This window comes from Pseudoalteromonas sp. MMG006 (assembly GCF_018101025.1).
Lineage (GTDB): Bacteria > Pseudomonadota > Gammaproteobacteria > Enterobacterales > Alteromonadaceae > Pseudoalteromonas.
The window spans coordinates 1-26,390 of record NZ_JAGJEJ010000017.1 but is presented as its reverse complement, the minus strand read 5'-3'; the positions used below and the strand labels follow the sequence as shown (position 1 = coordinate 26,390).

Here is a 26,390-nt window from a genome sequence, read left to right as displayed (position 1 = left end):
GACATTAAATACGAGGTAAGTTGAGAGCTTACCTGCCTACTGATTTATTTTGGGTAGCGAGCTTTTCGCATTGTGCGTTCAACTAAGCGTTGTGATGCATTGAGCGCTTGCTCAACGGTCATCTGCCCAGTGAGCGCAGCTGAAAATTGCTGCCCAACTGCGGTTCCAATTCCCTGAAACTCAGGAATGGCTACAAACTGAATACCAACATAGGGCACAGGTTTTACAGTAGGGTTTTTAGGGTCTGCTGAGTTGATTGAATCAAGCGTAATTTGTGCAAATGGTGCTGCACTCATATATTGCTCGTTTTCATAAAGAGATGCGCGTGTACCTGGCGGTACTTTTGCCCACCCTTTATTATCAGCAACTAACTGGCTGTATTCTTTAGACGTAGCCCAGCTAATAAATTTCATAGCTGCGTCGGATTTTTTACTACTCGATGGAATAGCAAGTGTCCACGACCATAGCCAGTTTCCGCGTTTGCCTAAGCCGTTATCAGGAGCGAGTGCAAAGCCAACTTTATCTGCGACCTCAGAGTCTTTTTTGTTAGTAACAAATGCGCCAGCTACGGTTGCATCAATCCAAATACCACATTTACCGGTTTGAAATAATGCTAAGTTTTCGTTAAAGCCATTTGCTGATGAACCCGCAGGGCCTGACTCTTTCATTACATCTACGTAGTATTGAAGTGTTTCTTTCCACTGTGGTGTATTAAATTGGGGTTTCCAGTTTTCATCAAACCAGCGTGCGCCAAATGAATTAGCCATTGAGGTAATTAATGCAACATTTTCGCCCCAACCTGCTTTACCACGTAAACAAAGACCGTATATACCGTCTTCTTTATTGGTCATTGCTTTTGCTGCTTTTTGAATAAAGCTCCAGGTCGGTGCTTTTGGCATTTCAAGGCCTGCTTTTTCCATCAGATCAGTACGATACATAACCATAGAGCTTTCACCGTAAAATGGTGCTGCATATAATTTGTTATCTATCGTTAAACCACTACGAATGGCAGGCAGTAAATCATCAACATCGTAGTTTTCGCCTAAATCATCAAGCTCAGTTAGCCAGTTTTGTTTTCCCCAAATTGGCACTTCATAAGTACCAATAGTCATTACGTCGTACTGGCCACCTTTTGTCGCTACATCGGTAGTTACACGTTGGCGTAAAATGTTTTCTTCAAGTGTTACCCATTTTAATGAGATGTCTGGGTATTTTTCTTCAAAGTTGTTACTTAATTCTTTCATGGTGATCATGTCACCATTATTTACAGTTGCGATGGTAATGGTTTCTTTTGCGGCAGCATTACTCATTGCCATAACACCGCATGCTAGCATTAATAGTTTAGTTTTCATGGGGGAACCCTCAAGAATATGTTAAATAAGACGCTTAAATAAATTAAGTGTTAAACGCCCTACTAAATAAAGCGATAAGCAATAACCATCATCTTTAAAGGATGATTATTGCAATTAAAAGCAAGCTAACACTTGCTCCTTATTTAAAATTTAACTGAGATTTCTGAGGTGAATCCATCAAAACCAGTACCAATTTGGCCACCTGAGTTTGCACCTTCTTCTTGGTTTACATATTCAACTTTTAGAAGAGTGCTGTCGTTAAACCAGTAACCTGCGGCAACTTGTAAACGCTCAACGGTGTTATCGTTTTGAGAAATAAGATCTGAAGTGTTTTCAGCTTCTGCGTAACGTGCTGCTACGTATAGTTTTTCTGGAATAATGTATTGCTGAGCTTCAACAACATAATATTGAACTGAGCTTTCGCCCTCAATTACGCTATTAGAGTCATACGTTGTTCCGTTTGCATCTGCAACACCACTTGCGTTACCAAAGTAAGTAATGCCTGCAACTGCATTACCTGCAGAATCTGCAAAAGTAAAATCGTCTGATGATTTACCAAGCATTAAAATAACACTTGTTTGTGAAGTTGGTTGGTACGCTAGGTTTAATTGAATAGTTGTTTGATCAAGACCAGGCATAACACCTACGTGGGTATCACGTTCATTTGAAGGTGAAGCTGAGAAGTTGTAGTTTTCACCATCACCAAAACGGTAGTTCGTAGTAGTTACACCATCAAGGCTTGCTACACCATTTTCAAAGCGTAATTGGTCACCTTGATTTGCTTGAAGATAGTTAAGGCCTGCTTTAAAACCACCTTCAAATTCTAATGTACCTTGAAGGCGGTAATTATAACCTCTGTCTTCTTGAAATGCTTCGCCAAAACTAGAAGTAGTAATATGGCCAGTTACATTGTAAGAGCGGATCAAGCCACTATCATATTTTTTTGTGTAGCTTAATTGCGCGCCGTTTTCAGCAGTTGCATAATCGGTCATTCCGTTACCAATAAGGGCATTACCTTGGTTATCTGCACCGTCTTGAAAGCCTTTAAACTGAAATGGTGAGCCACCAATGTTACCTAAACGCAGCGTAAGGTTTTCGTTTTCACGTATGTTATCGGTCAAGCCAAATAAATCAAACTCAACACCCGCGAAGTCATTATGAAACGAAAAGTCACGATCCTCGCCACCAAAGTCATTTGGCTCTTCAGCAATGTCTATATCTGCAGTAATAAATTCGTTGATATGAAATTTCAGCATTAAGTTGGCACGGATGCGACCAAAACCAGACGATTGTTCTTCGTCTTCAGGACGAAAAGCACCATCTTTAGCTTGAATCGACTGAAAGTTTTGCATAGCAAGAAAGTTAACTTCAAGTCGATCTAAGTAATCTGAAACTTCTGCTTGGGCAGGAGTAGATGCTGCCATAGCAGCTGCAATTAAACTAACTGCAAATTTAGTTTTTTTATTATTTAACATATTAAACTCTCTATAAAGTGTGTTGTGTCTGTTCAGGGAGTTGAGTCTATGTATCTGTACAATGCATTGCTGTGTAGGCAATTACAGATTAATGGGCATTGGCTCAACTGATGAGCATAATCACAAATAGATTTTATTACGTCAACGAATATTTATTACAAAGAATTTACAACACGTGTGAAAATATTATTTAATATATTTATATCAGTAAGATAGCTTAATTTAAGTGAGCAAATAAATTTATATATGTGACTAAGGTCTTACATTATTATGAATAAACAGCTGCGTTTTAATGTAGTGACAATTGCTATTGCTAAATTCTAAATAAAGTACCAAAGGCTCTAAATCACTGTTAGCCAGCCACTAAACAAACCTCTTATACTTGAACTCCTATAAAAATAACTTAATGAGGTCATTAACAACTACATAACTATAAATGTTAATATCTTAATATTTTTTGCTGTGTTCTTGAGCTTATGGGAGGCTTAGCTTAGTATTGAGTAACTTAAGATGTATTTAAATTAGAAGTAACAACATATGGAATTTGTTCGCCCGTTAGAGCCTATCCTCATTATTGATGATGTTAAGGAAATCCGTGATTATTTAAATCAAATATTAACCGAATTAGGCTTTGAAGATATTTTAGAAAGTGCGGATTTTAGCTCTGCTAAGCCTGTAATGAATAAAAAATCTCCAAGCGTTATATTTGTCGATGTCGACCTACCTGACTCTGATGGCACTGATATTTTAGATTACATTAATACTACCTACCCACACACTCACGTTGTTATGTGTTCTGGCCATAATAATTTAGAGAATGTACAAAGCACCTGGGAACTGGGCGCTAAAGGCTTTATAGCAAAACCTTTTAATGCAAAAAAAGTAGATACGGTAATGAAGCGTCTTGAATTAATAGAATAGTAATAAGGTTAGCATGCAAAGTACTGTAACAAGCATAATTGAAGATCTGTCGAATGTTATTTTTGGAAAAAAAGAGCAAATAAAACTGGCTTTAACCTGCTTGTTTAGTCAAGGGCATTTACTAATCGAAGATTTGCCTGGGATGGGAAAAACAACGCTTTCGCATGCACTTTCCGCTGTATTAGGGTTAACCTATCAACGTGTTCAATTTACAAGTGATCTATTACCTGCCGATATTATTGGCACTAATGTATTTAACTCAAGCGAACACAGTTTTACGTTTCATAAAGGACCAATTTTTAGCCAAGTCGTTTTAGCCGACGAAATTAACCGCGCTGGCCCAAAAACTCAAAGCGCATTACTTGAGGCAATGGAAGAGCAGCAAGTAACCGTTGATGGTAAAAAATATACCCTACCTGATCCTTTTTTTGTGATTGCCACTCAAAACCCACTTTATCAGTCAGGAACTTACCCTTTACCAGAATCTCAACTTGACCGTTTTTTAATGCGTATTAGTTTAGGCTTTCCTCCAAAAGAAGCTGAAAAGCGCCTCATTTTAAATATGCAAAAACGAGACTATAGCCAGCTACCCCAGCGTATTAATCAGCAGGAATTAGCTCAAATTCAAGCGCAAATAAGCGACATAACACTCAGTAGCCCAGTAGTTGACTATATTATTGAACTGGTCAATTACACTCGAAAAAGTAATGCATTTGCAGCATCTTTATCTCCTCGAGCTAGTATGGCGCTAGCAAAAGCAGCAAAAGCCTGGGCTTATATTGACGGACGTGACTTTGTAATGCCTGAAGATGTACAAGCTATTTTTGCAAGTGTGTGTCAGCACCGCTTAGGTTTACATAATGAATCTGGGGATGAGCAAGTAAATAGTATATTAAATGCTGTTATGGTACCGGTATAAGCTTTATGCCAAAAAAAGTAGCTAAAGGCCCTTCTTTATTTAAGTCATTTAAAACTCGTGTATTTAATAAATTATTAAAAAATAAGCATCTAAAAAATACTATTACATTAGAACATAAAACAATTTACGTTTTACCTTCATCACTTGGTTGGTATTTTATAGTTGTAGCTGTATTAAATTTTGTGATGGGTATTAATTATCAAAACAATTTAATTTTGATAATGGCCTACTTAATGTTTGTTGTAATTATAATTGCTGTACTTATGGGTTATAGCAACGCAAAAGGTTTAACGGTTAAATTTAAAGACACGTTTAATAGTTTCTCACCTCAAAAACCTCAAATAAAATTTGAATTACAAAGCCCTACTGTGTGCCAATCAGTAAGCTTAACCTACCAAGGTACAGTACAAACTAGTCAACACGTTGATGAGGTAACTAGTAATACTCAGCTACTATCACTGCCTTTACCTTATTTTTTACGGGGTAAATACGACGTACAACGAATTAAAATTTCAAGTAACTACCCTTTTGGTTTAGTAAGTGTATGGAGCTACATTCAATTACAAACGTACGTATTTGTATATCCATCACTTGAAAAGGTGTTAAGTGATGCTCACGTTAATGCGTTAGATGAGCAAAGTGATAATGGTGTAGCTAAAGAAGTTGGCAGTGACGAATTTGAATCTCTCTTGCCTCACTTACCAGAAATGGGGTTACATAGAGTATCGTGGAAACATTATGCTAAAACGCAGCAACTTTTAGTAAAAGAATTCGTTGATTATAAAAAAGCGAATGCCCTATTTGATTTTACTTTTATGAATGGCGACACAGAGCAGCGTTTGAGTCAGTTATGTTTTTTAGTTTGCGAAGCAAGTGAGCAAAACACGCCTTTTATGTTAAAACTCCCAGGTAAAATAGCTAATACCAATACCGGACTTGAGCATAAGCAACATTGCTTAGCATTATTAAGCACATTTAAAGGTGGTGTGTAGTGCACGAAATTAAAAACGAAAAAGTTATTAATTACTCCATGTGCTTTATTTATGCATGTTTAGTCATATTTTTTATTGCTCATCTACCTGTTGTTTTTATAAGTGTTTTGGCTGTTATTTGTGCGTGGAACTTTTACTTAACCTATAACAATAAACCTAAGCCTAATTCTATTTTCGCAAACATACTTGCAGGCGCTGCATTGGTATTAATGTTATTTAGTGTTGGAATGTCCGATACTGTTATTTTGTTTGTAGCCATGCTGATGCTTTCGAGCTTGTTTAAATTACTGCAAGCTAAAACTAAAAAACATTACCACGTAATTACAACACTTACGTTTTTCTCGCTTTCGTCCGTTTATTTATTTAACCAAAGTATTTTAACCACACTAACGGTGAGTGGTTTATATATTTTAAATTTTGCGGTACTTGGTTTATTAGAATCAAAACATAATTTAAAAATAGCCTCTAAGCAAAGTGGTAAATTGCTATTATTAGCACTGCCCTTGGCAATATTCTTATTACTGTTTTTACCTAAAATGCCAGCATTTTGGCAATTACCAGGGCCAAAATTAGCTAAAACGGGGCTTTCTGAGCAGGTAGACCCCTTTGATATTGCAAAACTTTCTAACTCTGATGAGCTCGTCTTTAGAGCAACGTTTAATAACTCAGCGCCGAGTGCTCCGTATTATTGGCGTGCAATAGTTCATGATGAATTTAACGGCAACGCATGGCTTACGTCTGACTTTTTAAAATACAATAATTTAAAATCAAACTCTAAAAATGATTTCGATGAGCAATTTATTGCAAGCTACTCTGTTATAGCCGAGCCTGCTTCTCAAAAATGGCTTTATGGACTCTCTTATTCACGTAGCGATTCGCAAAATGTTGAAACAAATACCTTGGGGTTATTGCGTAAAAAAAACTACCAGGCAAAAAGTTTACAGTACGATGTAACTAGTTCACGCTTCACTAGCACGCCTCTTACTGACTTCGAAAACAAGCGTTACACTTACCTCACTCATAAAAAAAATGTTAAAGCGGCTTCACTCGCTAAAAATTTAAAACAAAATACACAAACAGATCGCCAGTTTTATAATCAGCTATTACAGTATTTTGTAGATAACAAGTTTACTTATACTTTAACGCCAACGCCTATGAGTGGCGATAACACAATTGATCAGTTTTTATTTGATAATAAACGAGGCTTTTGCGGCCATTATGCAAGTGCCGCTGCGTATATTTTCAGAAGTGCGGGTATTCCAGCACGTTTAGCAAGTGGGTATTTAGGCGGAGAATTAAATTTAGATAACAGCACCCTATCCGTTCGCCAATACGATGCACACGCTTGGGTAGAAGTATATATACACAATGAAGGTTGGGTTATTTTTGATGCAACAGCAGTAGTAGCACCTGAACGTTTAAACGGATCGCTTTCGCAAAATGAAGCGCTAAATACAGAGTTTAAAAGTAATTTAGATTTTGGCTTAGTTAGCTTAAGTAACTTCCCTGATATTAATTGGCTGCGCTTAGAACTTGAAAACCTTGACTACCAATGGTCTAGTTGGGTATTAGGTTTTGATAAACAAAAGCAAAATGATTTTTTAAAATCGTTATTTGGCAGCCGTAATATTTGGTTGGTACCGCTAATAGTTTTACTTACTAGTGGAATATGTTTTTTAGCTTATTTTGTTTATTTAAACTTACCTAAACGTGCTACTAAATTAGCGCCTATGGTTAAAGAGTTTTACGAAATACAAAAATGGGCTCAAAAACACAATATTAAAACGCCAGATCACTTAACACCAAGCCAACAGTTACAAGTATATATGGAACAATCCCCACAATCTGCGCAATCAATAAGCGCATTTAGCCAGTTATTTAACCAAGTGCGTTATGGTAAAAAATCGTTTACTAATGAACGTAAAACTCAGGCTAAAGATCTGATAAAATTAATTAAAACATCCAAATAGAGAAAACTATGAATGCTGTTGTTATAGGCGTTATTTTAATGCTGGGGCTATCATTGGCCCGTGTAACTGTAATTGTTGCAATGACAATTAGTGCCTTAGTTGCAGGCTTAACTGCAGGCTTGGGCATAAAAGAAAGTGTTGATGCATTTAATTCAGGCCTTTCAGCCGGGGCTGAAATTGCATTAAGTTATGCCATGCTTGGCGCGTTTGCAGTCGCTATTTCTAAGTCTGGACTAACACGAATCCTTGCCGACAAATTATTAGATAAAGTAAACGCAAAAGGTAGCACTAACCAAACGTTTTTGAGCTACTTTATTTTATTAATTATTTTAGGGTGTGCTATTTCTTCGCAAAACTTGGTACCAGTACATATTGCGTTTATCCCTATTTTAATACCTCCCTTACTTGTTGTTTTTAATCAATTAAGATTAGATAGACGCGCAATAGCATGTATTTTAACGTTTGGGTTAGCTACCTCTTACATGGTACTACCATATGGTTTTGGTGGTATTTACTTGTACTCAATACTGCATAAAAACTTGGTTGATAACGGACTTAATATAGTCAATACACAAGTACCAATGGCCATGATTATTCCTGCAATTGGTATGTTTATAGGCTTACTCATCGCGGTATTTATTACTTACAGAAAACGCCGCGAATACAATGCCGTGCCTTTAACTACACAAACTAAAAACTCAGACATTGAAAACCCTAAAAAAGTCATGATAGTTGGCTTATTTGCAGTGCTTTCTTCACTTGTTGCGCAAAACTTAAGTGGCTCAATGATTTTAGGCGGCTTAGTCGGTGTAATGATATTTAGTGTATTTGGTGTAGTTAAATGGGAAGAAAATGGCGACGTATTTAGTAAAGGCGTTGCAATGATGGCCATGATTGGTTTTATTATGATTTCTGCACAAGGCTTTGCGTCTGTTATGCAAGCAACCGGCGACGTTGCAAGTTTAGTTCACAGCGGTGCCGCTCTTTTTGATGGCAATAAACCATTAGCTGCAGGTGTTATTTTGCTAGTAGGCTTATTAATAACAATGGGAATTGGTAGTTCATTTTCTACAGTGCCTATTATTGCCACCTTGTTTGTCCCTTTATGTTTAGACCTTGGTTTTTCTGTTATGGCAACCGCAGCCCTTGTCGGTACAGCTGGTGCATTAGGTGATGCTGGCTCTCCCGCATCGGATTCAACACTTGGCCCAACATCAGGTCTAAATGCTGACGGCCAACACGATCATATTAGAGATTCTGTTATTCCAACTTTCATCCACTTTAACATCCCACTGATTATATTTGGTTGGATAGCCGCCATGGTACTTTAAGTAAGCCTTAAATGAGGTATGGGTCGGCCATACCTCTCCTATCTTTGTACAACACTCTTTTGATTAATCTTTTTTATTTTCTTTATAGCTCAGATTATTTCATATAAAAAATTAGTATGATGTGTTCTTTTGGTATGAAAATATAAGTACCATAAAGTTACTTATATTTAACTAAATAACTGTAACTATACAGCCAAGTTATTCTTTAAATCCATTGAGCATTTTATCGCAAACTACTGGTGTTGGCCTATGATCGTCATCAACCGCTACAAAAGTAAAGCTGCCACTTATTGCTGAGTGCTTATCATCTTTATGCATAGTCTCTAATAAAATATCTACATCTACCTTTAAGCTCGTATTACCAACATGCACGACTTTTGCTATTAACTCTGCAAACGTACCCGCCGGTATTGCCTCTTTAAAATCAACACGGTCAGAAGAAATAGTTACTAACGGCTTTCTACAAAAACGAGTGGCTGCAATAAAAGCCACCTCGTCCATCCAGGCTAAAGCATCACCACCAAAAAGTGTATTATGGTGATTAGTGCGACCCGGAAACACTGTTTTAGTAACCGATGTAGTTGAATCTTCTATTCGTTGTGCAATTACAGCATCACGCTCAATGTTAGTCATAGTCTCTACTTTTTATTCGCAAGAGTATCTTGCATTAGTAATGCTGGATCTAGGCGCTCACCTTTCCAGTTAAAACGCCAATCTAAATGTGGGCCAGTAACACGGCCTGTTGCACCAATTTCAGCTACTTTATTACCTTGAACAATTTTATCACCTACTTTTACATCTAACTTGCTCAAATGAATATAAGTAGAGGTAACACCATGTCCATGATCAATAATTAAAGTACCGCCTGAATAATATAAATCAGGCTCAGCATATACTACAGTTCCACTTATTGGCGCATACACAGGGGAGCCTGTTTTATTAGCTATATCTAACCCAAAGTGAGGTCTGCGCGGCTCGCCATTAAAATAACGCTGGCTACCGTAAACACCTGAAATACGCCCTTCAGCAGGCTTTAAAACAGGGTCTAAAAAGTATTCTAAGTCTGAATTTACTTCGCGCGCTTTACGCACGGCTAAAGCTTCGCGACTAATACGGGCGCTTACTTCTTTTGGTGGCGACACATACTTTTTTGCCACACCTGTAATTTTGTCAATTTTATAATCGCGCTTTGTTATTGCTAAGTGTTGAGTATGCTCTTTTCCAGAGCTGTCTATCCACGTTAACGTATGAGTTGTATCTGCATCACGCCCAAAGCCAAATACAAAGTCACCGTTTTTAGAAAGCTTTAACTCGGTGCCATCTAAATTTACCGATTTTGCATTATCTAACTTACCGGTAACTAAACCACCCTGCGTAAGGTGTCCTTTTAGTTCAAGCGCCATTGCGTTAAAACTTGCAGAGGTAATAAGTGCAGTAGCCAAAAGAGTTTTAAGCATAACTAATCGATCCTTTTCCAACGCCTTCATAAGCCGTTATTTTTACGTCTTTATCAGGGTATTGAGCTTTTACTTGGCCAGCTACGTGCTCAGCAATACATTCAACCGTAGTATCAACAGGTAAAATATCGCAGCGAGATTCACTAATAGCCATTTCAAAATAGCCTTGAGCAGATGTATAGGCAAAACATACGTCATCAGATTTAGCTGATACGTGTTTTAAATCTTTAGCGTAAATTTGATCTTCACTTGTGGCTAGGTAAATATCTTCCCACTTTTGAGACCATTCTTTTTGCAAGCGAGGCATAGAAATACCATCAAGGCTAATACCTATTTGTGAACGATGGCCATGAATAATACGCTGACAATTACCATCGTGCTTTTTAAGCCCGTGACTATAATGATAATAAAAACTTTGGCTATGCTCAGGCTTGAGTTCAAGCTCAATTTTTTCAATGTTATCTGGTAATTTAGGTAAAATAGTCGCAATTAAAAATTCTGTTACCGATTCAACATTTACTTGCTCTGCATCTATCATGCAATAAGCTTGATGAGGAGCACTCATTGCTAAATGCTTGTTATCACCAAACGTGCAATCAAGTGTTTTGTGATTTTCAAATTCATTAACTGAGCCTGTAAGACCTGATGGAATAGCTAAACGATGATCAATACAGTCATCAATAATGCCTTTGATTTGCTTTTTAACTAAGCCAAAGTCTAATACCATAGACTCGTCGTTTAGCTTACCGTGCAAAGTTAAATCAACAATCCAGCTCTCGCCAACGGCGCCGCGTTTGTTACATAAGTAAGAAAAATCAATCACTGTTAGTGAGTTAACAAAAAGGATCATAAACTTCCTTTAAACTGGTTATAAGTCAGGGGTAATTATAATGATTTCTGATTGTAATTGCGCGGTTTTATAGTGCAAAAACCAATCGCGCTGATTGATTGGTGATAAAACACCCAATAATTTGATTTTTTAACTGCTCCGAGTTGTTTAGCGTACAAGTGTACGCTAAAGTACTTGGCAATTTCTAAGCGAAGATAAGTGTTATGGAACCTAAAAATAGCTATACAAAAGAAGAGTTGATCCTTTGTGGTCAAGGTGAAATGTTTGGTGAAGGCAACTGCCGTTTACCAAGCGACAACATGTTAATGATGGACCGCATTACTTCTATTACTGCTGATGGCGGAAGCCATGGTAAAGGCGAAATTATTGCTGAGCTTGATATTGACCCGAGCCTTTGGTTTTTCGATTGTCACTTTAAAGGTGACCCTGTAATGCCTGGTTGTTTAGGCCTAGATGCAATGTGGCAGCTAGTTGGCTTTTACTTAGGTTGGTCTGGTGGCCCTGGTCTTGGTCGTGCACTAGGTGTGGGCGAAGTTAAATTTACAGGCCAAATATTACCAACCAATAAAAAAGTAACTTACCGCCTTGAAATGAAACGCGTAATTAAACGTAAACTGTTTATGGGCGTAGCAGATGGTACTGTAGAAGTAGATGGCCGAGTGATCTACGAAGCAAAAGATTTAAAAGTGGGCTTATTTCAAGACACTAGTGCGTTTTAATTTATTAAATTGCTAAACAAAAAGGCCTCCATTTGGAGGCCTTTTTGCTTTAATTCGATTGTGATTAATTAGGTTTTGTACATGTTGCGGTTTTCAATCGCTTCACGCCAACCCCCTAACCACTCTGACTTAGGATCGATTTGTTGATAAGGGCATAGCTCTTTAGAGCGACCAGCTAAACCTGCTTTAAAACCTTGAGAATGAGCTCTTTCTAAACGATCTCTTTTCTGTCTCTTCATCGGTAATATCCTCACCTTTTTATTTGTATATTTTTTGTAGCATTAGTGAAATCTACAATTAATGAATAGTTAATAAAAATGTAAAATTCAAATAGCAAAAGCAATTAAATTGTTTGACATTAACTAAGCTGCTGATGCAAAAATGAATTAACATTTAAAAAAGTAAGTGGTCATGCAACATTTAATTTGACCGGTTTTATGCTAAATATAATGCGACTTAATAATCGCTAAAATGTACTTAAGTACACAAATTACGACTCGCCTATTTTCACTTAGTTCCAAACAAAATTGTAACTGTGACATTATTATTTCTAGCTAATAAAAATTCTATATTGAATTAATTTTGTACAATTTAAATTTATACTTGATTATTTAAATTCGATCGGTCTATATTGTACTTAACAAAAAACAACCAGTTTATTTATCTATGCAAAGTAATGATCAAACGCGTGTAAGGCGTGGCCGCCCACCTAAAGTGCCACGTGAAAACGCGGACACAAAAGCGCTTTTAATAAGAACAGGGCTTGAAACACTTACCGAGTTTGGCTTTAGTGCTACAGGCTTAGATACAATTTTAAAAAAAGCAGCGGTCCCCAAGGGCTCTTTTTATCACTACTTTAAAAGTAAGGAAGCGTACGGTATAGCTTTAGTAGATGCCTACGACACCTACTTTATTGCTAAGCTAAATCATCATTTAAAAGATGAGGCCACGCCCCCTTTAGAGCGCATTGTTAATTTTACGCAAAGTGCCATTAAAGGCATGCAAAAATACGAATTTAAACGTGGTTGTTTAGTTGGTAATTTAAATCAAGAACTTAACCACTTAAGTGACGATTTTAAAATACGCTTAATGCAAAGCTATGTTACGTGGCAAAAACACCTTGAGTTGTGTTTAAACCAAGCAAAACAACAAGGCACTATTGCTAATAACGTTAACACCTCTTTGATGAGCGAGTACTTTTGGATTGGTTGGGAAGGTGCGGTTATGCGCGCTAAACTTACCAAAACAAGTACCCCACTGACTTTGTATACAGAAATGTTTTTACGCGCATTACTAACTTAATGCGCTTTTTATTCACACATTAAAAGACGATCGGTCTAAAAGGATATCTCATGAGCAACCCAATTAAAGCCGTTGTTATTAACAAAGACGAAAATAACTATAGCGCTACTTTAACAACTATCGAAAACAGTGATTTACCAAACGAAAATGTATCGATAGATGTGCTTTACAGTACGCTTAACTATAAAGATGGATTAGCTATTACTGGTAAAGGCCCAGTTGTGCGAACCTTCCCTATGGTGCCTGGCATTGACTTAGTAGGGAGTGTTACTAAGTCCACCAGCGATGAATTTAAAAGTGGCGATCATGTTATTTTAAATGGCTTTGGTGTTGGCGAAAAACATTGGGGTGGGCTTGCTCAAAAAGCGGCACTAAATAGTGATTGGTTAATTCCTGTTCCCGCTGCAATTTCACCAAAACAAGCTATGCAAATAGGCACCGCAGGATACACTGCAATGCTCAGTGTTATCGCGCTTGAAAAACAAGGTATTACTCCAAGCTCAGGCGAAGTACTCGTAACCGGTGCTAATGGTGGTGTGGGTAGCTTTGCTATTTATTTATTAAATCAACTTGGCTTTAGCGTAACGGCTGCAACAGGCAGATTAGATCAAAGCGATTATTTAAAAGCGTTAGGGGCTTCGCAAGTAATACATAGAAACGAGCTTTCAAACCCAGGCAAACCATTGCAAAAAGAGCGCTTTGCTGGCGCAATAGACTCTGTAGGAAGCCATACACTCGCCAACATATGTGCCTCATTAAAATATGGTGGCGTTGTTACAGCATGTGGACTCGCCCAAGGCATGGATTTACCCGCATCAGTTGCGCCTTTTATTTTACGTGGTGTATCGTTAATTGGTATTGATAGCGTAATGCGCCCTAAAGCTGATCGAGTAGAAGCGTGGAATAAATTAGCCACATTAGTTAAAGCAGATTACCTTGATAAAATCTCTAGTGAAATCACGCTAGATCAAGTAATTGATAACGCTGAGTTACTTATGCAAGGCAAAATTCGTGGCCGTGTAGTAGTTAATTGTCAAAGTTAGGCTAATTATCCTGTTAAAGCCTCGGTATTAAATTTATAATACGCTTTGTATTTTTAATAACGAGGCAACACCTATGAGCAACCAAGAACTTTTCAGTAATAATCCACTGCAAGGCGTAAAATTAGAACAAGTGGTTGAAGAGCTGGTTGAACAATATGGGTGGGAACTTCTTCACGCTTATTTGCAACTTAATTGTTTTAAAAACAATCCAGACATTAAATCTGCCGTAAAATTTTTGCGTAAAACCCAATGGGCACAAGAAAAGGTAGACAATTTTTACCTTTACCGTCTTAAAAACCTACCTAAACCGGACGATGTTCAGTACGAATTGCCACCACGCGATAGAGTGATCCCTGAGGATCACAAACCAGGTGAACCGTGTGAGCTTAGCTTTAGTGATGCAAAACGTATCATGGAAAAAAAGGCAACTAAACAACGTGCCCGCGCTCGTAAACAACGCTCTAATGCAAGCAACCCTTGGGGTAACTAAGCTTTAGTGAAAAATTTAAACTAAAAAGCCAATTTATATTGGCTTTTTTTGTGGGTAAATTTTGCTTAAGTAGTAAATTGTATAAAGCGAATCACTTTTAATTTAATAGCCTCTTTTTCTCCAAAAATCATTTTCAGAGCCTTGTTGTTCAAGAGCTATATTAAACGTTTTATCTGCAATAACTTTATTATTTAATGTAAGCGTTAATCGCCAATCACCGAGTTTATTTTCAATAGGCTCCCACAATGTATCACCTAAATAAAAGTGCCAGTCGTTGTCTTTAACGTATACAACTCCATCAAACGGAGCCATTACCTCGCCCTCTTCATTAGGTATATCAGGATGATAAATACAAAAATGGAGCTTTTCGCCTTTGGCTTTTTTAATATTAACTATTAAACCAAACTCCACATCAAGTTTGGCAGTAACATTAGTTGTAAATTGCTCAATTTGCGGTAACGCTTTGCTTTTGCTATCCCACGTTGAGTAAATCCCATAACTTTGAATAGAAACCTCAGGTTTAGACTTTGCCATAACTTATATTTATTACCTTAGAGTGCTAATAAGCTGATTTTATAACAGTTAAGTCAATAGTAAAATCCAACTCATTACTAATCTGTTTAATGTTGACTTATTTTTACACATTGCTTGCACAATATTATTTAAAAGTGACTTATCTAAACTCATGACTTTTAATAATGATCAATACGACTCTTTACCTAAGCTCAAAGTCTAAATATGTGACAATGCTATTCGTTGTTATGCTTTGCTTACTATTTATAGATACAAGCATTGCGAATGAGAATAAATATAACGCAATACTTAACATCGAAGATGACACTATTTTTATTAGCGCTACCCTTCCTGTATCAGTGTTTTACAACGTGGATAATAACCAAAATGGTATAATTTCTATTGATGAATTTAATACACATAAAAGAAGGATAAAACGAAAAATACACACGCACTTATATTTAAGCAATCAACTTTATAAATTTACTGTTAAAGAGCTTAAAATCACCCCTAATGCAGTAAAAGTTAAAAATGCTGGCATTAACACTCTAGCCCTAAGTGGTAAATTTACGATGCCTATTATTACAAAAAACTTAAAATTAAATATGAAATTATTTAGTCACAATAAGGCTGATAGCAGGTACTTAATCACTACAAAAAGCAACCAAAAATCGTTACATCAATTTACGATTTCTCAAAGTTCACCTTTTAACTCGATATTTAATGATGAGTTGTAAATAATTAAAAGTATTGAGTTTAAAATTAATAATGCTCTGTATTGTTATAGATTCAACTTTGCAAAAGCTTTGGATTCTTAGGAAAAAAGTGATCGCCTTGTTTAGCGCATAGCTCAAACTCGCGGGTATTTTTATACGGTAGTTTCATAAACCCAGCAACCCCCACATCAGTAATATTAACGGCGTATTGCATCAACTTATTAAGTAGGCGCTTAAATTCTACCTCTTTAGTAGAGTCTAATAGTCGGTAGTAATGGTGAATCTTCATTCTATCGGGCAAAGCTTCAAAAATAATACACCCTGTATGATGAATCTGATTTAGCTCAAATACGCATTTAATCACTTTTTTAGGCAACTGCAGTTGCTCGTCTGGGTCTTTACCATCTTCAAAGTAGGAATGTGGTCGAGTTATTTCATTTGCTTTCATGCTTACTATTTCGTAATCAAGCTCTGGTAAGCTATCAAATTTAAATGCCCCGGTACCGTCCCGCTCTAATTGAATAGTTTTACGTGCATCAAACAAACAACATTTAAAAAGCCCCTTTTGGCTAATACCTTGTGCAAGCATTACCGTGTTGTTTATTGCATCTGTAAATGCATTTGCGAGTGTTTCGTCGTGCATAATAAGTGACGACTCAACAAATAAAGAGTCATCTTTCCAATGAAAACTCAACCCCCCTACTACAGGGTATTTAGCTAAACGGCTAATAGACGCTAAAAAAGCCTTTTCGGTATCGCCGGTATCGAACAAAAATTCTTTATAATAACGGTCAAGCTGTGCATCGTTTACATCTAATAGCTGTTGTTTATGATCTGCTTGGCGTAAAAACTGTTTACGTGAGCTATAAACTACCGTGTCAGGCTTATCGCCATCACCAAACCAATATGGGATAGCAGGTCGTGACTGTTGGGGTTTTATTTCTGGTAAATAGGCTTTGGCCATAGTGGTAATATTACGCATAAAGTAATCGCCTGCACCATCACGCTCTTCTTTATTTTTCGAAAGCATGCCATCAATCACTTTAGCCAGCTCTTTAGGTAGCCCTAAACTACTCGCAGGAATAGCTTGCGCGCCGAAACGACATGATTGCGCCGAGGCGAGCGCATATAAAGTTGCTGCTACACCTTGCTCATCAAAACGCGGAGATGACTGTTCCCCCGACATTTGTGCTTCGCCAATAAAGTACACATCCCCCATACGCGCATTAGTTGTACTTAAATCTCCCGACATTAAATCCATAAAGTTACTGGCAATAGGCTCACCGTTACTATCAACCTGTGCATAAACAGAGCTTCCCCAATCAACAAGTGAAAGCGCATCGGTTTTTTCATCCCACACAAGGTTAGAAGGCTTAATATCGCCATGCACAATAGGCTGCGGGCTAATACCATTTTTATGGCTACGTAAATCAACTAAAACATTACGAAGTCTCAAGGCAAGCGCCATTATTTGCGCCGCACTAAAGCGCCCTTTTTTTAAAGATACTTTTTCAAGGTCTTCGCCAATCGCGCGTGCCATCATTAAAATGCCTTGCTTTTTAATGCGCTCAAAGGCGTAAAAGCTGGGCACTAACGGATTGTTAATTTGTGAGAGCATATACGCTTCGTCTTCAAGGCGAACGCGTACACTTTGGGCAAGCGTAATGCGCGAGAACTTAAAAACCCAAGGTAAGCCGTTATCGTCATCACCGGCAAACACAAAGCCAAAGGCACCAGAGCCTATCATTTCTACATTTTTGTAACCAAGCAACGTTAATTGTTTAATACAAATGTTAAGCCACTGACGATGCTTTTTAGCATCGCGGTGCGAAAGCAAATAAACAGATTGCTCTTCGTTAATGTAAAAATTGCGAATTTCTTTGGCTTTCAATACAGACTCTCTAATTGAGTGATTTGTGTAGAATTTTTTAACACGCTGATTATTAGTTTTATATAAAGATATTACAATAGCTTGCAACGTAGTTTTTAAATTACAAAACAGAGTTTGTGTTTAAATAATTACAATTAAACAACAAATGTTGCATCCAAAAAATTTACTTAGCCGTATTTAATTTAACAGCACTGAATAGTAAGCATATTAAATAGGGATTTTAAGCATGAAAACATTAGCGATTTTAACTATGGGCACTTTATATAGCGGTTATGTTCATGCCAATATAGAAAAGCTCACTGTATATGGCCACCGAGATGGGTTAATTGGTGAGTCAATCAGCGCATCTAGCGGCATTATTGGCCAAGGAGAAATAGAGCAGCGCCCTATGTTAAGAAGCGCCGAAATGTTAGAGCTAATACCGGGTATGGCGGTTACTCAACACAGTGGCTCAGGTAAGGCTAATCAGTATTTTATTAGAGGCTTTAATTTAGATCACGGTACCGACTTTGCCACCAGCATAGATGGCATGCCCATTAATATGCGAAGCCACGGACACGGCCAAGGCTATACCGACCTAAATTTTATCATTCCTGAATCTATTTCAACAATTAACTATCAAAAAGGCTCATATAGCGCAAGCCAAGGCGATTTTTCAGCAGCAGGTAGCGCACAGTTTAAATTGGCTGATAACCTAAAGCATCAACAAATAGAACTAAGCATAGGAGAGGACAACTATAAACGTGCTCTTGTACTTGGCTCTACTAATTTAACAAAAGGTAAAATTATTGCAGCGGCAGAATGGGAAGGCTACGACGGCCCTTGGGATGATATAAACGAAGACGTAAATAAAAAAAATGCCCTACTACGCTATGTAGGTAAAGCTTTTAATGGTGACTTATCAATAACTGCTATGGCATACGACAATACTTGGAACTCCGCAGATCAAATTCCACAGCGTGCTGTCTCGCAAAATTTAATATCTCAATTAGGCTCACTTGATACCACACTTGGCGGTAGCTCTAGCCGTTATAGCTTATCGAGTAACTGGCAAGGAGCTCATATAAAAGCCAGCGCTTATGTAATTAATTACGATTTAAACTTGTATTCTAATTTTAGTTATTTTTTAAATGATCCAATTAATGGTGATCAGTTTAATCAGCAAGATAGCCGCAATATTTATGGCTCCAATATAAGCTATCAGTTTGAAACTAAAACATTAGATACAAACATGCTACACACAGCAGGGATTGAGCTTCGACACGACGACATAGATAACGTAGGACTTTATAACACGCAAGCAAGAGATCAACTTAGCACTATAAGGCAAGATGCACTAAAGCAAACCAGCTACTCAAGCTTTTGGGAGTCTAAATTTTTACTTAACCCAAAACTACAGGCTACAGCAGGTGTCAGGTACGACTACTTTGATACAAACGTGACCAGTATTACTGGTGCAAACTCAGGTAAAGCAAACGATGATTTAGTCAGTTTTAAAGGAAGTTTAAATTACCGCTTTACTGATTTACTCGCTGCATATGCTAATTGGGGTCAATCTTTTCATTCTAATGATGCGCGTGGCTCTACAATTAATATTGACCCAGTTACAGGTGATCAAGCAGAGCAAGTAGACTTATTAGTAAAAAGTGAAGGCGCTGAAATTGGATTACGATTTGCCGATGAGCAAAAATTTAATTTATCAGCTGCACTTTGGTGGTTAACACTCGACTCAGAACTATTATTTGTAGGTGATGCCGGTAATACAGAGCCCAGCGATGCGTCTAAACGCTATGGCTTAGAAATGAGTGCTTATTACTGGATTAACGACAAATTCAGTATCGATTTAGAAGCCTCTTTTACCCATTCACGCCTAGATATCAACGACGATAATGATTACATTGAAGGCGCTGTACCTGTTGTAGCAAGTACAGGTTTAAATTGGCACTTGAGTGAGCAATGGCAATCATCAATTAGAGTACGCCATATTGGCAAACGTACATTAACAGACGATGGCGATAATCGCTCAGAGCCCTTAACGGTTGTTAATAGATCAGTTAGTTATAAGCAAACCCACTGGAAAGTAGACTTTGAATTACTCAACTTATTTAACAGTACCGACCACGATATAGACTACTATTATGCTTCGCGGTTACCGGGTGAGCCAGCACAAGGCGTTGAAGATAATCACTTTCATCCAATAGAGCCTAGAACAGCGCGATTAACACTCAGTTTATTGTTTTAATATTCTTAAGAATACATTGGTGCTGTATATAAAAACAGTACTACTATAAACTAGTCCTTACCTGCTAAATTTTGTACAAAACCAGTAAGTACCGGTAAATAGATATAAACACTCATTTTTTAGTTAACAATACGAATTTGATCAACTGAATTTACATCAACGTGTGTTTGATAATAATATTTATTGGTTCTCCTGCCCTTACTTAAAAAGTCGATAGTTACTCGCTTCGCTTCACCTGTCACTTCAATTGTTTTATCAATAAAAAATGTGTCGGCTGGTTGTCCGTATTTTTCTGTGAGTTTATCAGCTACTTTTGAATCAATTACAATGGTAATAGCGCGTCGATCACGGTAGTCATTTTCGGTATTTAAAAAAACGTCACCGTACTGCGAGCCCGCAGTTTTAATATAAAACTTAAATGTACCACTAATACCTTGTGGCGCGCTCTGCTCCGAAAGCGCTATTAAGTTCATATTTGCAGTAGTGCCTTCGCCAAGCACTAAGTGTTAGTACACTTAAAAGAGTAAGGTATTTCAAGATATAACATCCATTTTTATAAGTAGATGTTAATATTATCATTTATAAACTTTAAGTTTCTATAAAAGAAACAAGTTTAGCCCAGTTCGGGGCAAAATTAATTATATTTTAAAAGTATTCGTTAAGGCGCATTTCGCTGAGAAGGATCTGTTTTAAAGCTTTTTAACAGTTTATGCGGGTCTTCATTTTCACTGTGCTCTTTTGCAGCTTTTGCCCACCAAACCATCTGTGAAAAAGTACGATGAAAATAATTAAACCACGAAGATTGTTCTTGCCCAGTTTGTACACAGCCGTCATCATTAAAAACTTCTTGTGCTTTTGGTACGTGGATCATTGCAGATACAGGTAAGCAGCCCAGCTCAGATAAAAATGTGCGCATGCTTATTGCAGCTCTTGACCCGCCCCATTGCCCAGCAGAATAAGTAACAATGGCACTGGGTTTGTACGAAAAGAGTGAACTACCAAAGTGATTAAGTAAGTCGCTCAGGGCTGGGCTCATACTATGGTTATACTCAGGGCTAACCATTACATAGCCATCAGCCGCTTTAATCTTGTCGGCTAAGGTGTTGAGCATAGAAGGCGCCTTACCTTGTGCATACGCAAAGTGAGGCTTAAAAACTTGCTCATTTGGGTAATCAAGTGCATCTATTAGTTCAAACTCGTGCTCTGAATACTGCTCATTTAAACATTCAATACAGGCTTTAGCTACACGCTCACCTAGGCGCGCGGGTCTCGGAGGAGTGCTATCTCTCACGGTGCCTAAAAAAACCAAAAATTTCATATAACTTCTCCATTTGTATTTATATACAACAGTATTAGCCTAACATTTTTTATTAGATGGTTTTAAGTTACCTACTATTTATTGGCTTTCAAAATAAAACGAAAAAAGTAATAAAATTTTAGATATGTAAGACCGGCTGCTGGACCACCAGGAGATCACCAAGGGCCGACACCAGGTAAACACTCTGACAAACATTAAAAGAGGTTATTATGTTTATAAAAAATATTGTTTAAGCTTGTTTGGTATAGCTTTACTTGCAGCACCTAAATTTTTAAATGCGCATTCAGGACCGTTAAATGCTCTTGCAGTAAAGGCCTGCACTAATAAAGTTACATCTCAATCGTGTAAATACGAAGGCGGCCATAATGATTTATATATCTGCAGCTGCTAATTATCGATATTGTTTATAAAACGTATTAACTGTTTTTTATATGCCACATTTTTACGCTACCAAATAAGTAAAATAACCCATAAATACAGCAAATTATCGAGCTTATAATCCAAAATTGAATAGAGTTGTGGTGAATTATTTGGCTTGTAGTTAAAAAAGGAATGATTAAACCCGCAATACCGCGCACTAAATAAATTGCGGTGATTAATACCAAGGCTGTTTTTAGTAGTGGCAGTTTTAAGATAACACCTGCACCTGAGAGCGCATATAAGCCCCAAATAGCAATAATAACTGAAATAGCTAAAGTTATATAAGTAGGATACGTACTTCCCTGCTCTGCCAGTTGAGCTATTTGCTCACCAGCACCCAAAAAGCGATACCAGTCAGGGCCTCCAAAAATACAGGCAACATGTAAAAGCGAAGCTATAAAGCTTAAAGCACTCGCTGCAATTAAAAATCTATTTTTTTCATGTGGTTTGCACAATTTAGTGGCTCATGTAGGCAACAAAGCCAATCAATAGCACGTAAAAGCTAAAACCAAGTAAACAAATTAAAAATGTACTTTTAGATTTATTAGCCTTAAACGACACATAGTCGCTAACATCACTTTTAAATTTACCTAAGGTGGCTACTTTTAAGATAGCGCAACCTGTTGAGTAAATTAAAAAGCCCAAAATGGTTTCTATCATTAACCAAATAAAAATATCAAACGCAATACTCATACTATTCATCCATTTAACAACGTTAATAAAAGCTTACCAAAAAACACTGTATTTACCAGCCAATCACTCAACTAAGATGTAACAACAAATTTTGTTAACCCAATTAATTGACCCGATTCAGTGACTACTTTTATTTGCCATTTTCCTTGAGAGTTTTTAGGGAAATTTACTTTATGTGTCCACGCTCTATAGCCTTGCTTGCGCCCCCCATTAATATTTAAGGTGATTCTGTCGACTTCTTTTTTATTGTGTATCCACACATGAAATATTTTTTCATTTAAACCCCGAGGTGCTTTAACAGCAGTCCACGAATATAAACCTTCGTGATGAAGTGTATATAAATCAAGCTTATTAATACTCCCTATCGGCTTTTTATGTTCTAGATCGACTTTATGGGCCAATGTAATATCTGTTAGGCGTAGTGCTGCTGGTGGTACAAAGCTGCGTAATTGCCAAACGCTCGCGCTTACTGCACATAACATCAACACTAAAATAGGAAAACGCCACCAACGTACATTAGGCATTAAATTATTAAAACTCGGCAAAGTGATCAGTACAGAAGTAACTAAAGCAATGGCTAAACTTTGACTTGTAGTTAAATTTAATAAAATAGGAAGTGTTACCAGTAATACAACAAATAATGCAAAGTTGTGAAATACCGTAAATAGAGTGCGGTTTCTGGCTAATTTTTTATAATAAAGCGGGTCTATAACCGACACTACCGCACATAAAACAATAAGCGATGTAAAAATAGCTTGCGGATGATCCCACTGCGTAACCGCTAAAAAAAAGGGCAATGCAAAAAACAAACTCTCTTGCTGAACCATTTGCAACGCAAAACGCATTACATTAGGCGATACCTCAACTCCAAACCGCTCTTCTACCTTTTCACGCAGCCAATTATCAATAATCAACCAAAACCAGCTTATCAATAACACAATAGCGATAACCTGAGAAAACGACTCTTTTCTATCAACCATTACATAGCTTGCTACACCTGAACAAAATGCCAGTACAGCCAATAATCCTGGCCGCTTTTGCATGGCTTGTATAAATTGCGTGATCAGGTTTTTTAATTTGTTCATCTATTTACTTATGCGTACACAATGTACTTTATTATTAAGAAGTTAGTTAGCAAGTGTAACCAAGTTTAAATGAACGACAGATAGATAACCTGACTTTTTACACATTACGTTATTAATAAAGTAGAGCCCTGAATATTACTCATACACAACATGAATTTAACGCAACAAAACCATCTAGACATCTAAACTGCTATAAACACTACTCTTAACCGCTTACCTATGCGTCTAATTTCAACCTATCTTAAGTGCGAATGCTTAGCCATATTTTATAAATGAATCAAACTCATGTTTTATGTGAAATTATACCGTTTTTATTTAAAGCATAATTTACGTATAAATTACTCATCAACAGCGCTTAGCTAATATCTGCTTTTATAGCTAAGCAGCCGCATTTAAACATTGGCTTTGCCTTTAAATAAAAATTGGATACACAACACCATGAGTAAAAACTTAACCTTTAATATTAAAAGTCAGCGCCTTGATGAGCACTACACGCCATCAACAAATACTCGTATTACCACTAACTTTGCAAACTTGGCACGTGGCCAGCACCGCCAATCTAATTTGCGCAAAGCACTTAACATGATCAACAACCGCTTTAATACGCTTGCTAATTGGGATAACCCAACAGCGGATCGTTATTCAATCGAACTCGAAATTATTTCTGTAGATATTGGCTTAGATGAAAACAGCCAAAGCTTTCCATCAATAGAAATACTTAAAACCAACATAGTAGATAACAAAACGAATAAACGCATAGAAGGCATTGTTGGTAATAACTTTTCGTCTTACGTTCGTGACTACGACTTTAGTGTGCTACTACAGCAACATAATAAAGATAAACCGCAGTTTAGTATTCCTGATAATTTTGGTGAGCTGCATGGTAAGTTGTTTCAGTCGTTCGTGAGCTCTACTACATACAAGCAAAACTTTAAAAAGCCACCGGTAATATGCCTAAGTGTGTCAGATAACAAAACTTATCACCGCACAGCAAACGAGCATCCTATTTTAGGTATTGAGTACCAACCCAACGAATCTTCGCTAACAGAGCAATACTTTAAAAAAATGGGCTTACAGGTTCGTTACTTTATGCCTGCAAATAGCGCAGCACCGTTTGCCTTGTTTTTCTTTGGGGATTTACTTAACGACTACACCAACCTTGAGCTAATAAGCACTATTAGCACCATGGAAACGTTTCAAAAAATTTATCGCCCAGAAATTTACAACGCAAATGCAACGGCAGGTAAAGCTTACAAACCTAACTTAAAAAATGCCGACCATTCACTCACGCAGATTATTTACGATAGAGACGAGCGCAGTAAATTAGCTGCAGAGCAAGGTAAATTTGCCGAAGAGCACTTTATAAAGCCATACCAATCAGTGCTTGAACAATTTACAACGGTAAACATCTAAATTTAATTAAATTATATGGTATCACTTATTATGAAAACTTTATTACCTACCTCTACAGCAGGCAGTTTACCTAAACCTTTATGGCTTGCCGAACCAGAAACTCTTTGGTCACCATGGAAGTTACAAAACGATGAACTAATAGAAGGCAAAAAAGACGCGCTGCGTATTGCGCTTCATGCACAACAATTAGCAGGCATTGACATAGTTAGCGATGGTGAACAAACACGCCAGCATTTTGTAACTACATTTATAGAACACCTTAACGGTGTTGATTTTGAGAAACGCAAAACAGTAAAAATACGCGACCGATACGATGCAAGTGTACCAAGCGTAGTGGGCCCTGTTAGCCGCCAAAAACCTGTATTTGTAGAAGACGCTAAGTTTTTACGTTCGCAAACTAACCAACCTATTAAATGGGCACTCCCTGGCCCAATGACCATGATAGACACACTGTATGACGACCATTACAAAAGCCGCGAAAAACTAGCGTGGGAATTTGCTAAAATACTCAACCAAGAAGCCAAAGAGCTTGAAGCGGCAGGCGTTGATATTATTCAATTTGATGAGCCCGCGTTTAATGTATTTTTCGATGAAGTAAACGATTGGGGCATTGCGTGTTTAGAGCGCGCAATTGAAGGATTAAAATGCGAAACCGCTGTACATATTTGTTACGGCTACGGCATTAAGGCCAACACGGATTGGAAAAAAACATTGGGCAATGAATGGCGCCAATACGAAGAAGCCTTTCCTAAATTACAGCAATCGAATATTGATATTATTTCACTAGAGTGCCACAACTCACACGTCCCTATGGATTTACTCGAACTGATCAGAGGTAAAAAAGTAATGGTAGGTGCTATTGATGTTGCCACCAATGAAATAGAAACACCTGAAGAAGTAGCCGCCACTTTACGAAAAGCCCTAAAATTTGTAGATGCCGACAAGCTCTATCCGTGTACAAACTGCGGCATGGCTCCACTATCACGCGAAATTGCTGATGCTAAACTCAATGCCCTAAGTAAAGGCGCAGAAATAGTAAGAAAAGAGCTATTAAAAAACTAGCTTTGAAATACAAATTATAAACAATAACTGCTGTGGCAGCATGCCATGGTAAAACCCATAAAAATGCTGCATCAATTAAAACCTTCTAAAGAACAAAGTTTAGATTGGATATTTAATTTTTATTGAAAAGCTCTAACCTGTTTTTATAAGCAGAGGACGGCTATGTATTAAAAAAAAAGCTGCTCATTATGAGCAGCTCTTTTATACATATCATAC

General features: G+C 37.3%; 26 protein-coding genes. 13 read left to right on the top strand and 13 right to left on the bottom strand.

All coding sequences use genetic code 11. The annotated features are described in order from the left end of the window. Positions 1 to 44: 44 nt before the first annotated feature. Positions 45 to 1,352, bottom strand: a complete 1,308-nt coding sequence (locus tag J8L73_RS14890; protein WP_211018220.1) for a sugar ABC transporter substrate-binding protein — start codon at positions 1,350 to 1,352, stop codon at positions 45 to 47. A gap of 143 nt (positions 1,353 to 1,495) precedes the next feature. Continuing rightward, positions 1,496 to 2,827, bottom strand: coding sequence for a hypothetical protein (locus tag J8L73_RS14885; RefSeq protein WP_211018218.1), 1,332 nt, complete (start codon positions 2,825 to 2,827; stop codon positions 1,496 to 1,498). A gap of 537 nt (positions 2,828 to 3,364) precedes the next feature. Here J8L73_RS14885 and J8L73_RS14880 point away from each other — a divergent pair. From J8L73_RS14880 to J8L73_RS14860, 5 genes are read left to right on the top strand one after another with little or no spacing between them, the layout of a single operon-like run. After that, positions 3,365 to 3,748: a response regulator gene (locus J8L73_RS14880; protein ID WP_211018216.1), complete on the top strand. Its 384-nt coding sequence runs from the start codon at positions 3,365 to 3,367 to the stop codon at positions 3,746 to 3,748. 13 nt (positions 3,749 to 3,761) lie between these two features. Next, entirely contained in the window at positions 3,762 to 4,667 is a 906-nt protein-coding gene (locus J8L73_RS14875; RefSeq protein ID WP_211018214.1) for a MoxR family ATPase, read from the top strand. Between the two features lie 5 nt (positions 4,668 to 4,672). Continuing rightward, positions 4,673 to 5,659: a DUF58 domain-containing protein gene (locus J8L73_RS14870; protein WP_211018212.1), complete on the top strand. Its 987-nt coding sequence runs from the start codon at positions 4,673 to 4,675 to the stop codon at positions 5,657 to 5,659. After that, positions 5,659 to 7,629 carry a DUF3488 and transglutaminase-like domain-containing protein gene (locus J8L73_RS14865; protein ID WP_211018210.1) on the top strand — a complete coding sequence of 657 codons (1,971 nt, stop codon included), beginning with the start codon at positions 5,659 to 5,661 and terminating at the stop codon, positions 7,627 to 7,629. Before J8L73_RS14870 ends, J8L73_RS14865 begins: the two co-directional genes overlap by 1 nt. A gap of 8 nt (positions 7,630 to 7,637) precedes the next feature. Further along, positions 7,638 to 8,960 carry a Na+/H+ antiporter family protein gene (locus J8L73_RS14860; protein ID WP_211018208.1) on the top strand — a complete coding sequence of 441 codons (1,323 nt, stop codon included), beginning with the start codon at positions 7,638 to 7,640 and terminating at the stop codon, positions 8,958 to 8,960. A 198-nt stretch (positions 8,961 to 9,158) separates the two neighbouring features. Here J8L73_RS14860 and J8L73_RS14855 read toward each other — a convergent pair whose 3' ends face one another. The 3 genes from J8L73_RS14855 to J8L73_RS14845 are packed head-to-tail and all read right to left on the bottom strand — an operon-like array spanning position 9,159 to position 11,267. Beyond that, a complete protein-coding gene (locus J8L73_RS14855) occupies positions 9,159 to 9,593 on the bottom strand; it encodes an acyl-CoA thioesterase (protein WP_104642633.1) in 435 nt (144 codons plus the stop codon). 5 nt (positions 9,594 to 9,598) lie between these two features. Continuing rightward, positions 9,599 to 10,417, bottom strand: a complete 819-nt coding sequence (locus tag J8L73_RS14850; RefSeq protein ID WP_211018207.1) for a M23 family metallopeptidase — start codon at positions 10,415 to 10,417, stop codon at positions 9,599 to 9,601. After that, on the bottom strand, positions 10,410 to 11,267 hold the full coding sequence (locus tag J8L73_RS14845) for a 6-carboxytetrahydropterin synthase (RefSeq protein WP_211018205.1): 858 nt from the start codon (positions 11,265 to 11,267) through the stop codon (positions 10,410 to 10,412). The genes J8L73_RS14850 and J8L73_RS14845 overlap by 8 nt, the downstream gene beginning before the upstream one ends. Positions 11,268 to 11,470: 203 nt before the next feature. Here J8L73_RS14845 and fabA point away from each other — a divergent pair, with 203 nt between their 5' ends. Next, positions 11,471 to 11,986 (top strand): bifunctional 3-hydroxydecanoyl-ACP dehydratase/trans-2-decenoyl-ACP isomerase, encoded by a 516-nt coding sequence (gene fabA / locus J8L73_RS14840; protein WP_058550023.1) that lies wholly within the window; start codon positions 11,471 to 11,473, stop codon positions 11,984 to 11,986. Positions 11,987 to 12,054: 68 nt separating this feature from the next. Here fabA and rmf read toward each other — a convergent pair whose 3' ends face one another. After that, positions 12,055 to 12,225: a ribosome modulation factor gene (gene rmf, locus J8L73_RS14835; RefSeq protein ID WP_004586522.1), complete on the bottom strand. Its 171-nt coding sequence runs from the start codon at positions 12,223 to 12,225 to the stop codon at positions 12,055 to 12,057. Between the two features lie 427 nt (positions 12,226 to 12,652). Between rmf and J8L73_RS14830 the strand changes: the two genes are divergently transcribed. The 3 genes from J8L73_RS14830 to J8L73_RS14820 all read left to right on the top strand — a co-directional run bounded on the left by J8L73_RS14830 (position 12,653) and on the right by J8L73_RS14820 (position 14,821). After that, positions 12,653 to 13,288, top strand: coding sequence for a TetR/AcrR family transcriptional regulator (locus J8L73_RS14830; RefSeq protein ID WP_211018203.1), 636 nt, complete (start codon positions 12,653 to 12,655; stop codon positions 13,286 to 13,288). Positions 13,289 to 13,338: 50 nt separating this feature from the next. Continuing rightward, on the top strand, positions 13,339 to 14,331 hold the full coding sequence (locus J8L73_RS14825) for an MDR family oxidoreductase (RefSeq protein ID WP_211018201.1): 993 nt from the start codon (positions 13,339 to 13,341) through the stop codon (positions 14,329 to 14,331). A 73-nt stretch (positions 14,332 to 14,404) separates the two neighbouring features. Continuing rightward, positions 14,405 to 14,821, top strand: coding sequence for a VF530 family protein (locus J8L73_RS14820; protein ID WP_210999371.1), 417 nt, complete (start codon positions 14,405 to 14,407; stop codon positions 14,819 to 14,821). A gap of 102 nt (positions 14,822 to 14,923) precedes the next feature. Here J8L73_RS14820 and J8L73_RS14815 read toward each other — a convergent pair whose 3' ends face one another. After that, a complete protein-coding gene (locus tag J8L73_RS14815) occupies positions 14,924 to 15,355 on the bottom strand; it encodes a DUF3859 domain-containing protein (RefSeq protein WP_210999370.1) in 432 nt (143 codons plus the stop codon). A 164-nt stretch (positions 15,356 to 15,519) separates the two neighbouring features. On the opposite strand from J8L73_RS14815, the gene J8L73_RS14810 reads away from it, so the two are divergent. Further along, positions 15,520 to 16,071 carry a hypothetical protein gene (locus tag J8L73_RS14810; protein ID WP_211018199.1) on the top strand — a complete coding sequence of 184 codons (552 nt, stop codon included), beginning with the start codon at positions 15,520 to 15,522 and terminating at the stop codon, positions 16,069 to 16,071. Between the two features lie 52 nt (positions 16,072 to 16,123). Here J8L73_RS14810 and J8L73_RS14805 read toward each other — a convergent pair whose 3' ends face one another. Further along, positions 16,124 to 17,941 carry a serine/threonine protein kinase gene (locus J8L73_RS14805; protein ID WP_211018197.1) on the bottom strand — a complete coding sequence of 606 codons (1,818 nt, stop codon included), beginning with the start codon at positions 17,939 to 17,941 and terminating at the stop codon, positions 16,124 to 16,126. Positions 17,942 to 18,167: 226 nt separating this feature from the next. Between J8L73_RS14805 and J8L73_RS14800 the strand changes: the two genes are divergently transcribed. Then, positions 18,168 to 20,183, top strand: a complete 2,016-nt coding sequence (locus J8L73_RS14800; RefSeq protein WP_211018195.1) for a TonB-dependent receptor — start codon at positions 18,168 to 18,170, stop codon at positions 20,181 to 20,183. A gap of 119 nt (positions 20,184 to 20,302) precedes the next feature. Here J8L73_RS14800 and J8L73_RS14795 read toward each other — a convergent pair whose 3' ends face one another. The 5 genes from J8L73_RS14795 to J8L73_RS14775 all read right to left on the bottom strand — a co-directional run bounded on the left by J8L73_RS14795 (position 20,303) and on the right by J8L73_RS14775 (position 23,699). Continuing rightward, complete coding sequence (locus J8L73_RS14795; protein ID WP_247659673.1) at positions 20,303 to 20,656, bottom strand: hypothetical protein; 354 nt, start codon at positions 20,654 to 20,656, stop codon at positions 20,303 to 20,305. Positions 20,657 to 20,841: 185 nt separating this feature from the next. Then, a complete protein-coding gene (locus J8L73_RS14790; protein WP_211018193.1) occupies positions 20,842 to 21,501 on the bottom strand; it encodes an NAD(P)H-dependent oxidoreductase in 660 nt (219 codons plus the stop codon). 416 nt (positions 21,502 to 21,917) lie between these two features. Then, on the bottom strand, positions 21,918 to 22,376 hold the full coding sequence (locus tag J8L73_RS14785) for a hypothetical protein (protein ID WP_211018191.1): 459 nt from the start codon (positions 22,374 to 22,376) through the stop codon (positions 21,918 to 21,920). Between the two features lies 1 nt (position 22,377). Beyond that, positions 22,378 to 22,614: a hypothetical protein gene (locus tag J8L73_RS14780; RefSeq protein WP_211018189.1), complete on the bottom strand. Its 237-nt coding sequence runs from the start codon at positions 22,612 to 22,614 to the stop codon at positions 22,378 to 22,380. A 71-nt stretch (positions 22,615 to 22,685) separates the two neighbouring features. Beyond that, positions 22,686 to 23,699, bottom strand: coding sequence for a DUF5924 family protein (locus J8L73_RS14775; protein WP_211018187.1), 1,014 nt, complete (start codon positions 23,697 to 23,699; stop codon positions 22,686 to 22,688). Between the two features lie 438 nt (positions 23,700 to 24,137). On the opposite strand from J8L73_RS14775, the gene J8L73_RS14770 reads away from it, so the two are divergent. Both J8L73_RS14770 and J8L73_RS14765 read left to right on the top strand, forming a co-directional pair. After that, a complete protein-coding gene (locus J8L73_RS14770; RefSeq protein ID WP_211018185.1) occupies positions 24,138 to 25,112 on the top strand; it encodes a DUF1852 domain-containing protein in 975 nt (324 codons plus the stop codon). A gap of 30 nt (positions 25,113 to 25,142) precedes the next feature. After that, positions 25,143 to 26,174, top strand: a complete 1,032-nt coding sequence (locus tag J8L73_RS14765; RefSeq protein ID WP_211018177.1) for a methionine synthase — start codon at positions 25,143 to 25,145, stop codon at positions 26,172 to 26,174. The last annotated feature ends 216 nt before the right edge of the window (positions 26,175 to 26,390 follow it).

Bases quoted from the DNA above. Each gene is read 5' to 3' on its own strand.
- J8L73_RS14775 (WP_211018187.1), bottom strand. From the start codon at position 23,699: ATGAACAAATTAAAAAACCTGATCACGCAATTTATACAAGCCATGCAA.
- J8L73_RS14850 (WP_211018207.1), bottom strand. From the start codon at position 10,417: ATGCTTAAAACTCTTTTGGCTACTGCACTTATTACCTCTGCAAGTTTT.
- rmf (WP_004586522.1), bottom strand. From the start codon at position 12,225: ATGAAGAGACAGAAAAGAGATCGTTTAGAAAGAGCTCATTCTCAAGGT.
- J8L73_RS14875 (WP_211018214.1), top strand. From the start codon at position 3,762: ATGCAAAGTACTGTAACAAGCATAATTGAAGATCTGTCGAATGTTATT.
- J8L73_RS14770 (WP_211018185.1), top strand. From the start codon at position 24,138: ATGAGTAAAAACTTAACCTTTAATATTAAAAGTCAGCGCCTTGATGAG.
- J8L73_RS14820 (WP_210999371.1), top strand. From the start codon at position 14,405: ATGAGCAACCAAGAACTTTTCAGTAATAATCCACTGCAAGGCGTAAAA.
- J8L73_RS14765 (WP_211018177.1), top strand. From the start codon at position 25,143: ATGAAAACTTTATTACCTACCTCTACAGCAGGCAGTTTACCTAAACCT.
- J8L73_RS14825 (WP_211018201.1), top strand. From the start codon at position 13,339: ATGAGCAACCCAATTAAAGCCGTTGTTATTAACAAAGACGAAAATAAC.
- J8L73_RS14855 (WP_104642633.1), bottom strand. From the start codon at position 9,593: ATGACTAACATTGAGCGTGATGCTGTAATTGCACAACGAATAGAAGAT.
- fabA (WP_058550023.1), top strand. From the start codon at position 11,471: ATGGAACCTAAAAATAGCTATACAAAAGAAGAGTTGATCCTTTGTGGT.
- J8L73_RS14885 (WP_211018218.1), bottom strand. From the start codon at position 2,827: ATGTTAAATAATAAAAAAACTAAATTTGCAGTTAGTTTAATTGCAGCT.
- J8L73_RS14830 (WP_211018203.1), top strand. From the start codon at position 12,653: ATGCAAAGTAATGATCAAACGCGTGTAAGGCGTGGCCGCCCACCTAAA.
- J8L73_RS14800 (WP_211018195.1), top strand. From the start codon at position 18,168: ATGAAAACATTAGCGATTTTAACTATGGGCACTTTATATAGCGGTTAT.
- J8L73_RS14860 (WP_211018208.1), top strand. From the start codon at position 7,638: ATGAATGCTGTTGTTATAGGCGTTATTTTAATGCTGGGGCTATCATTG.
- J8L73_RS14780 (WP_211018189.1), bottom strand. From the start codon at position 22,614: ATGAGTATTGCGTTTGATATTTTTATTTGGTTAATGATAGAAACCATT.
- J8L73_RS14870 (WP_211018212.1), top strand. From the start codon at position 4,673: ATGCCAAAAAAAGTAGCTAAAGGCCCTTCTTTATTTAAGTCATTTAAA.
- J8L73_RS14810 (WP_211018199.1), top strand. From the start codon at position 15,520: ATGATCAATACGACTCTTTACCTAAGCTCAAAGTCTAAATATGTGACA.
- J8L73_RS14880 (WP_211018216.1), top strand. From the start codon at position 3,365: ATGGAATTTGTTCGCCCGTTAGAGCCTATCCTCATTATTGATGATGTT.
- J8L73_RS14890 (WP_211018220.1), bottom strand. From the start codon at position 1,352: ATGAAAACTAAACTATTAATGCTAGCATGCGGTGTTATGGCAATGAGT.
- J8L73_RS14790 (WP_211018193.1), bottom strand. From the start codon at position 21,501: ATGAAATTTTTGGTTTTTTTAGGCACCGTGAGAGATAGCACTCCTCCG.
- J8L73_RS14815 (WP_210999370.1), bottom strand. From the start codon at position 15,355: ATGGCAAAGTCTAAACCTGAGGTTTCTATTCAAAGTTATGGGATTTAC.
- J8L73_RS14795 (WP_247659673.1), bottom strand. From the start codon at position 20,656: ATGAACTTAATAGCGCTTTCGGAGCAGAGCGCGCCACAAGGTATTAGT.
- J8L73_RS14845 (WP_211018205.1), bottom strand. From the start codon at position 11,267: ATGATCCTTTTTGTTAACTCACTAACAGTGATTGATTTTTCTTACTTA.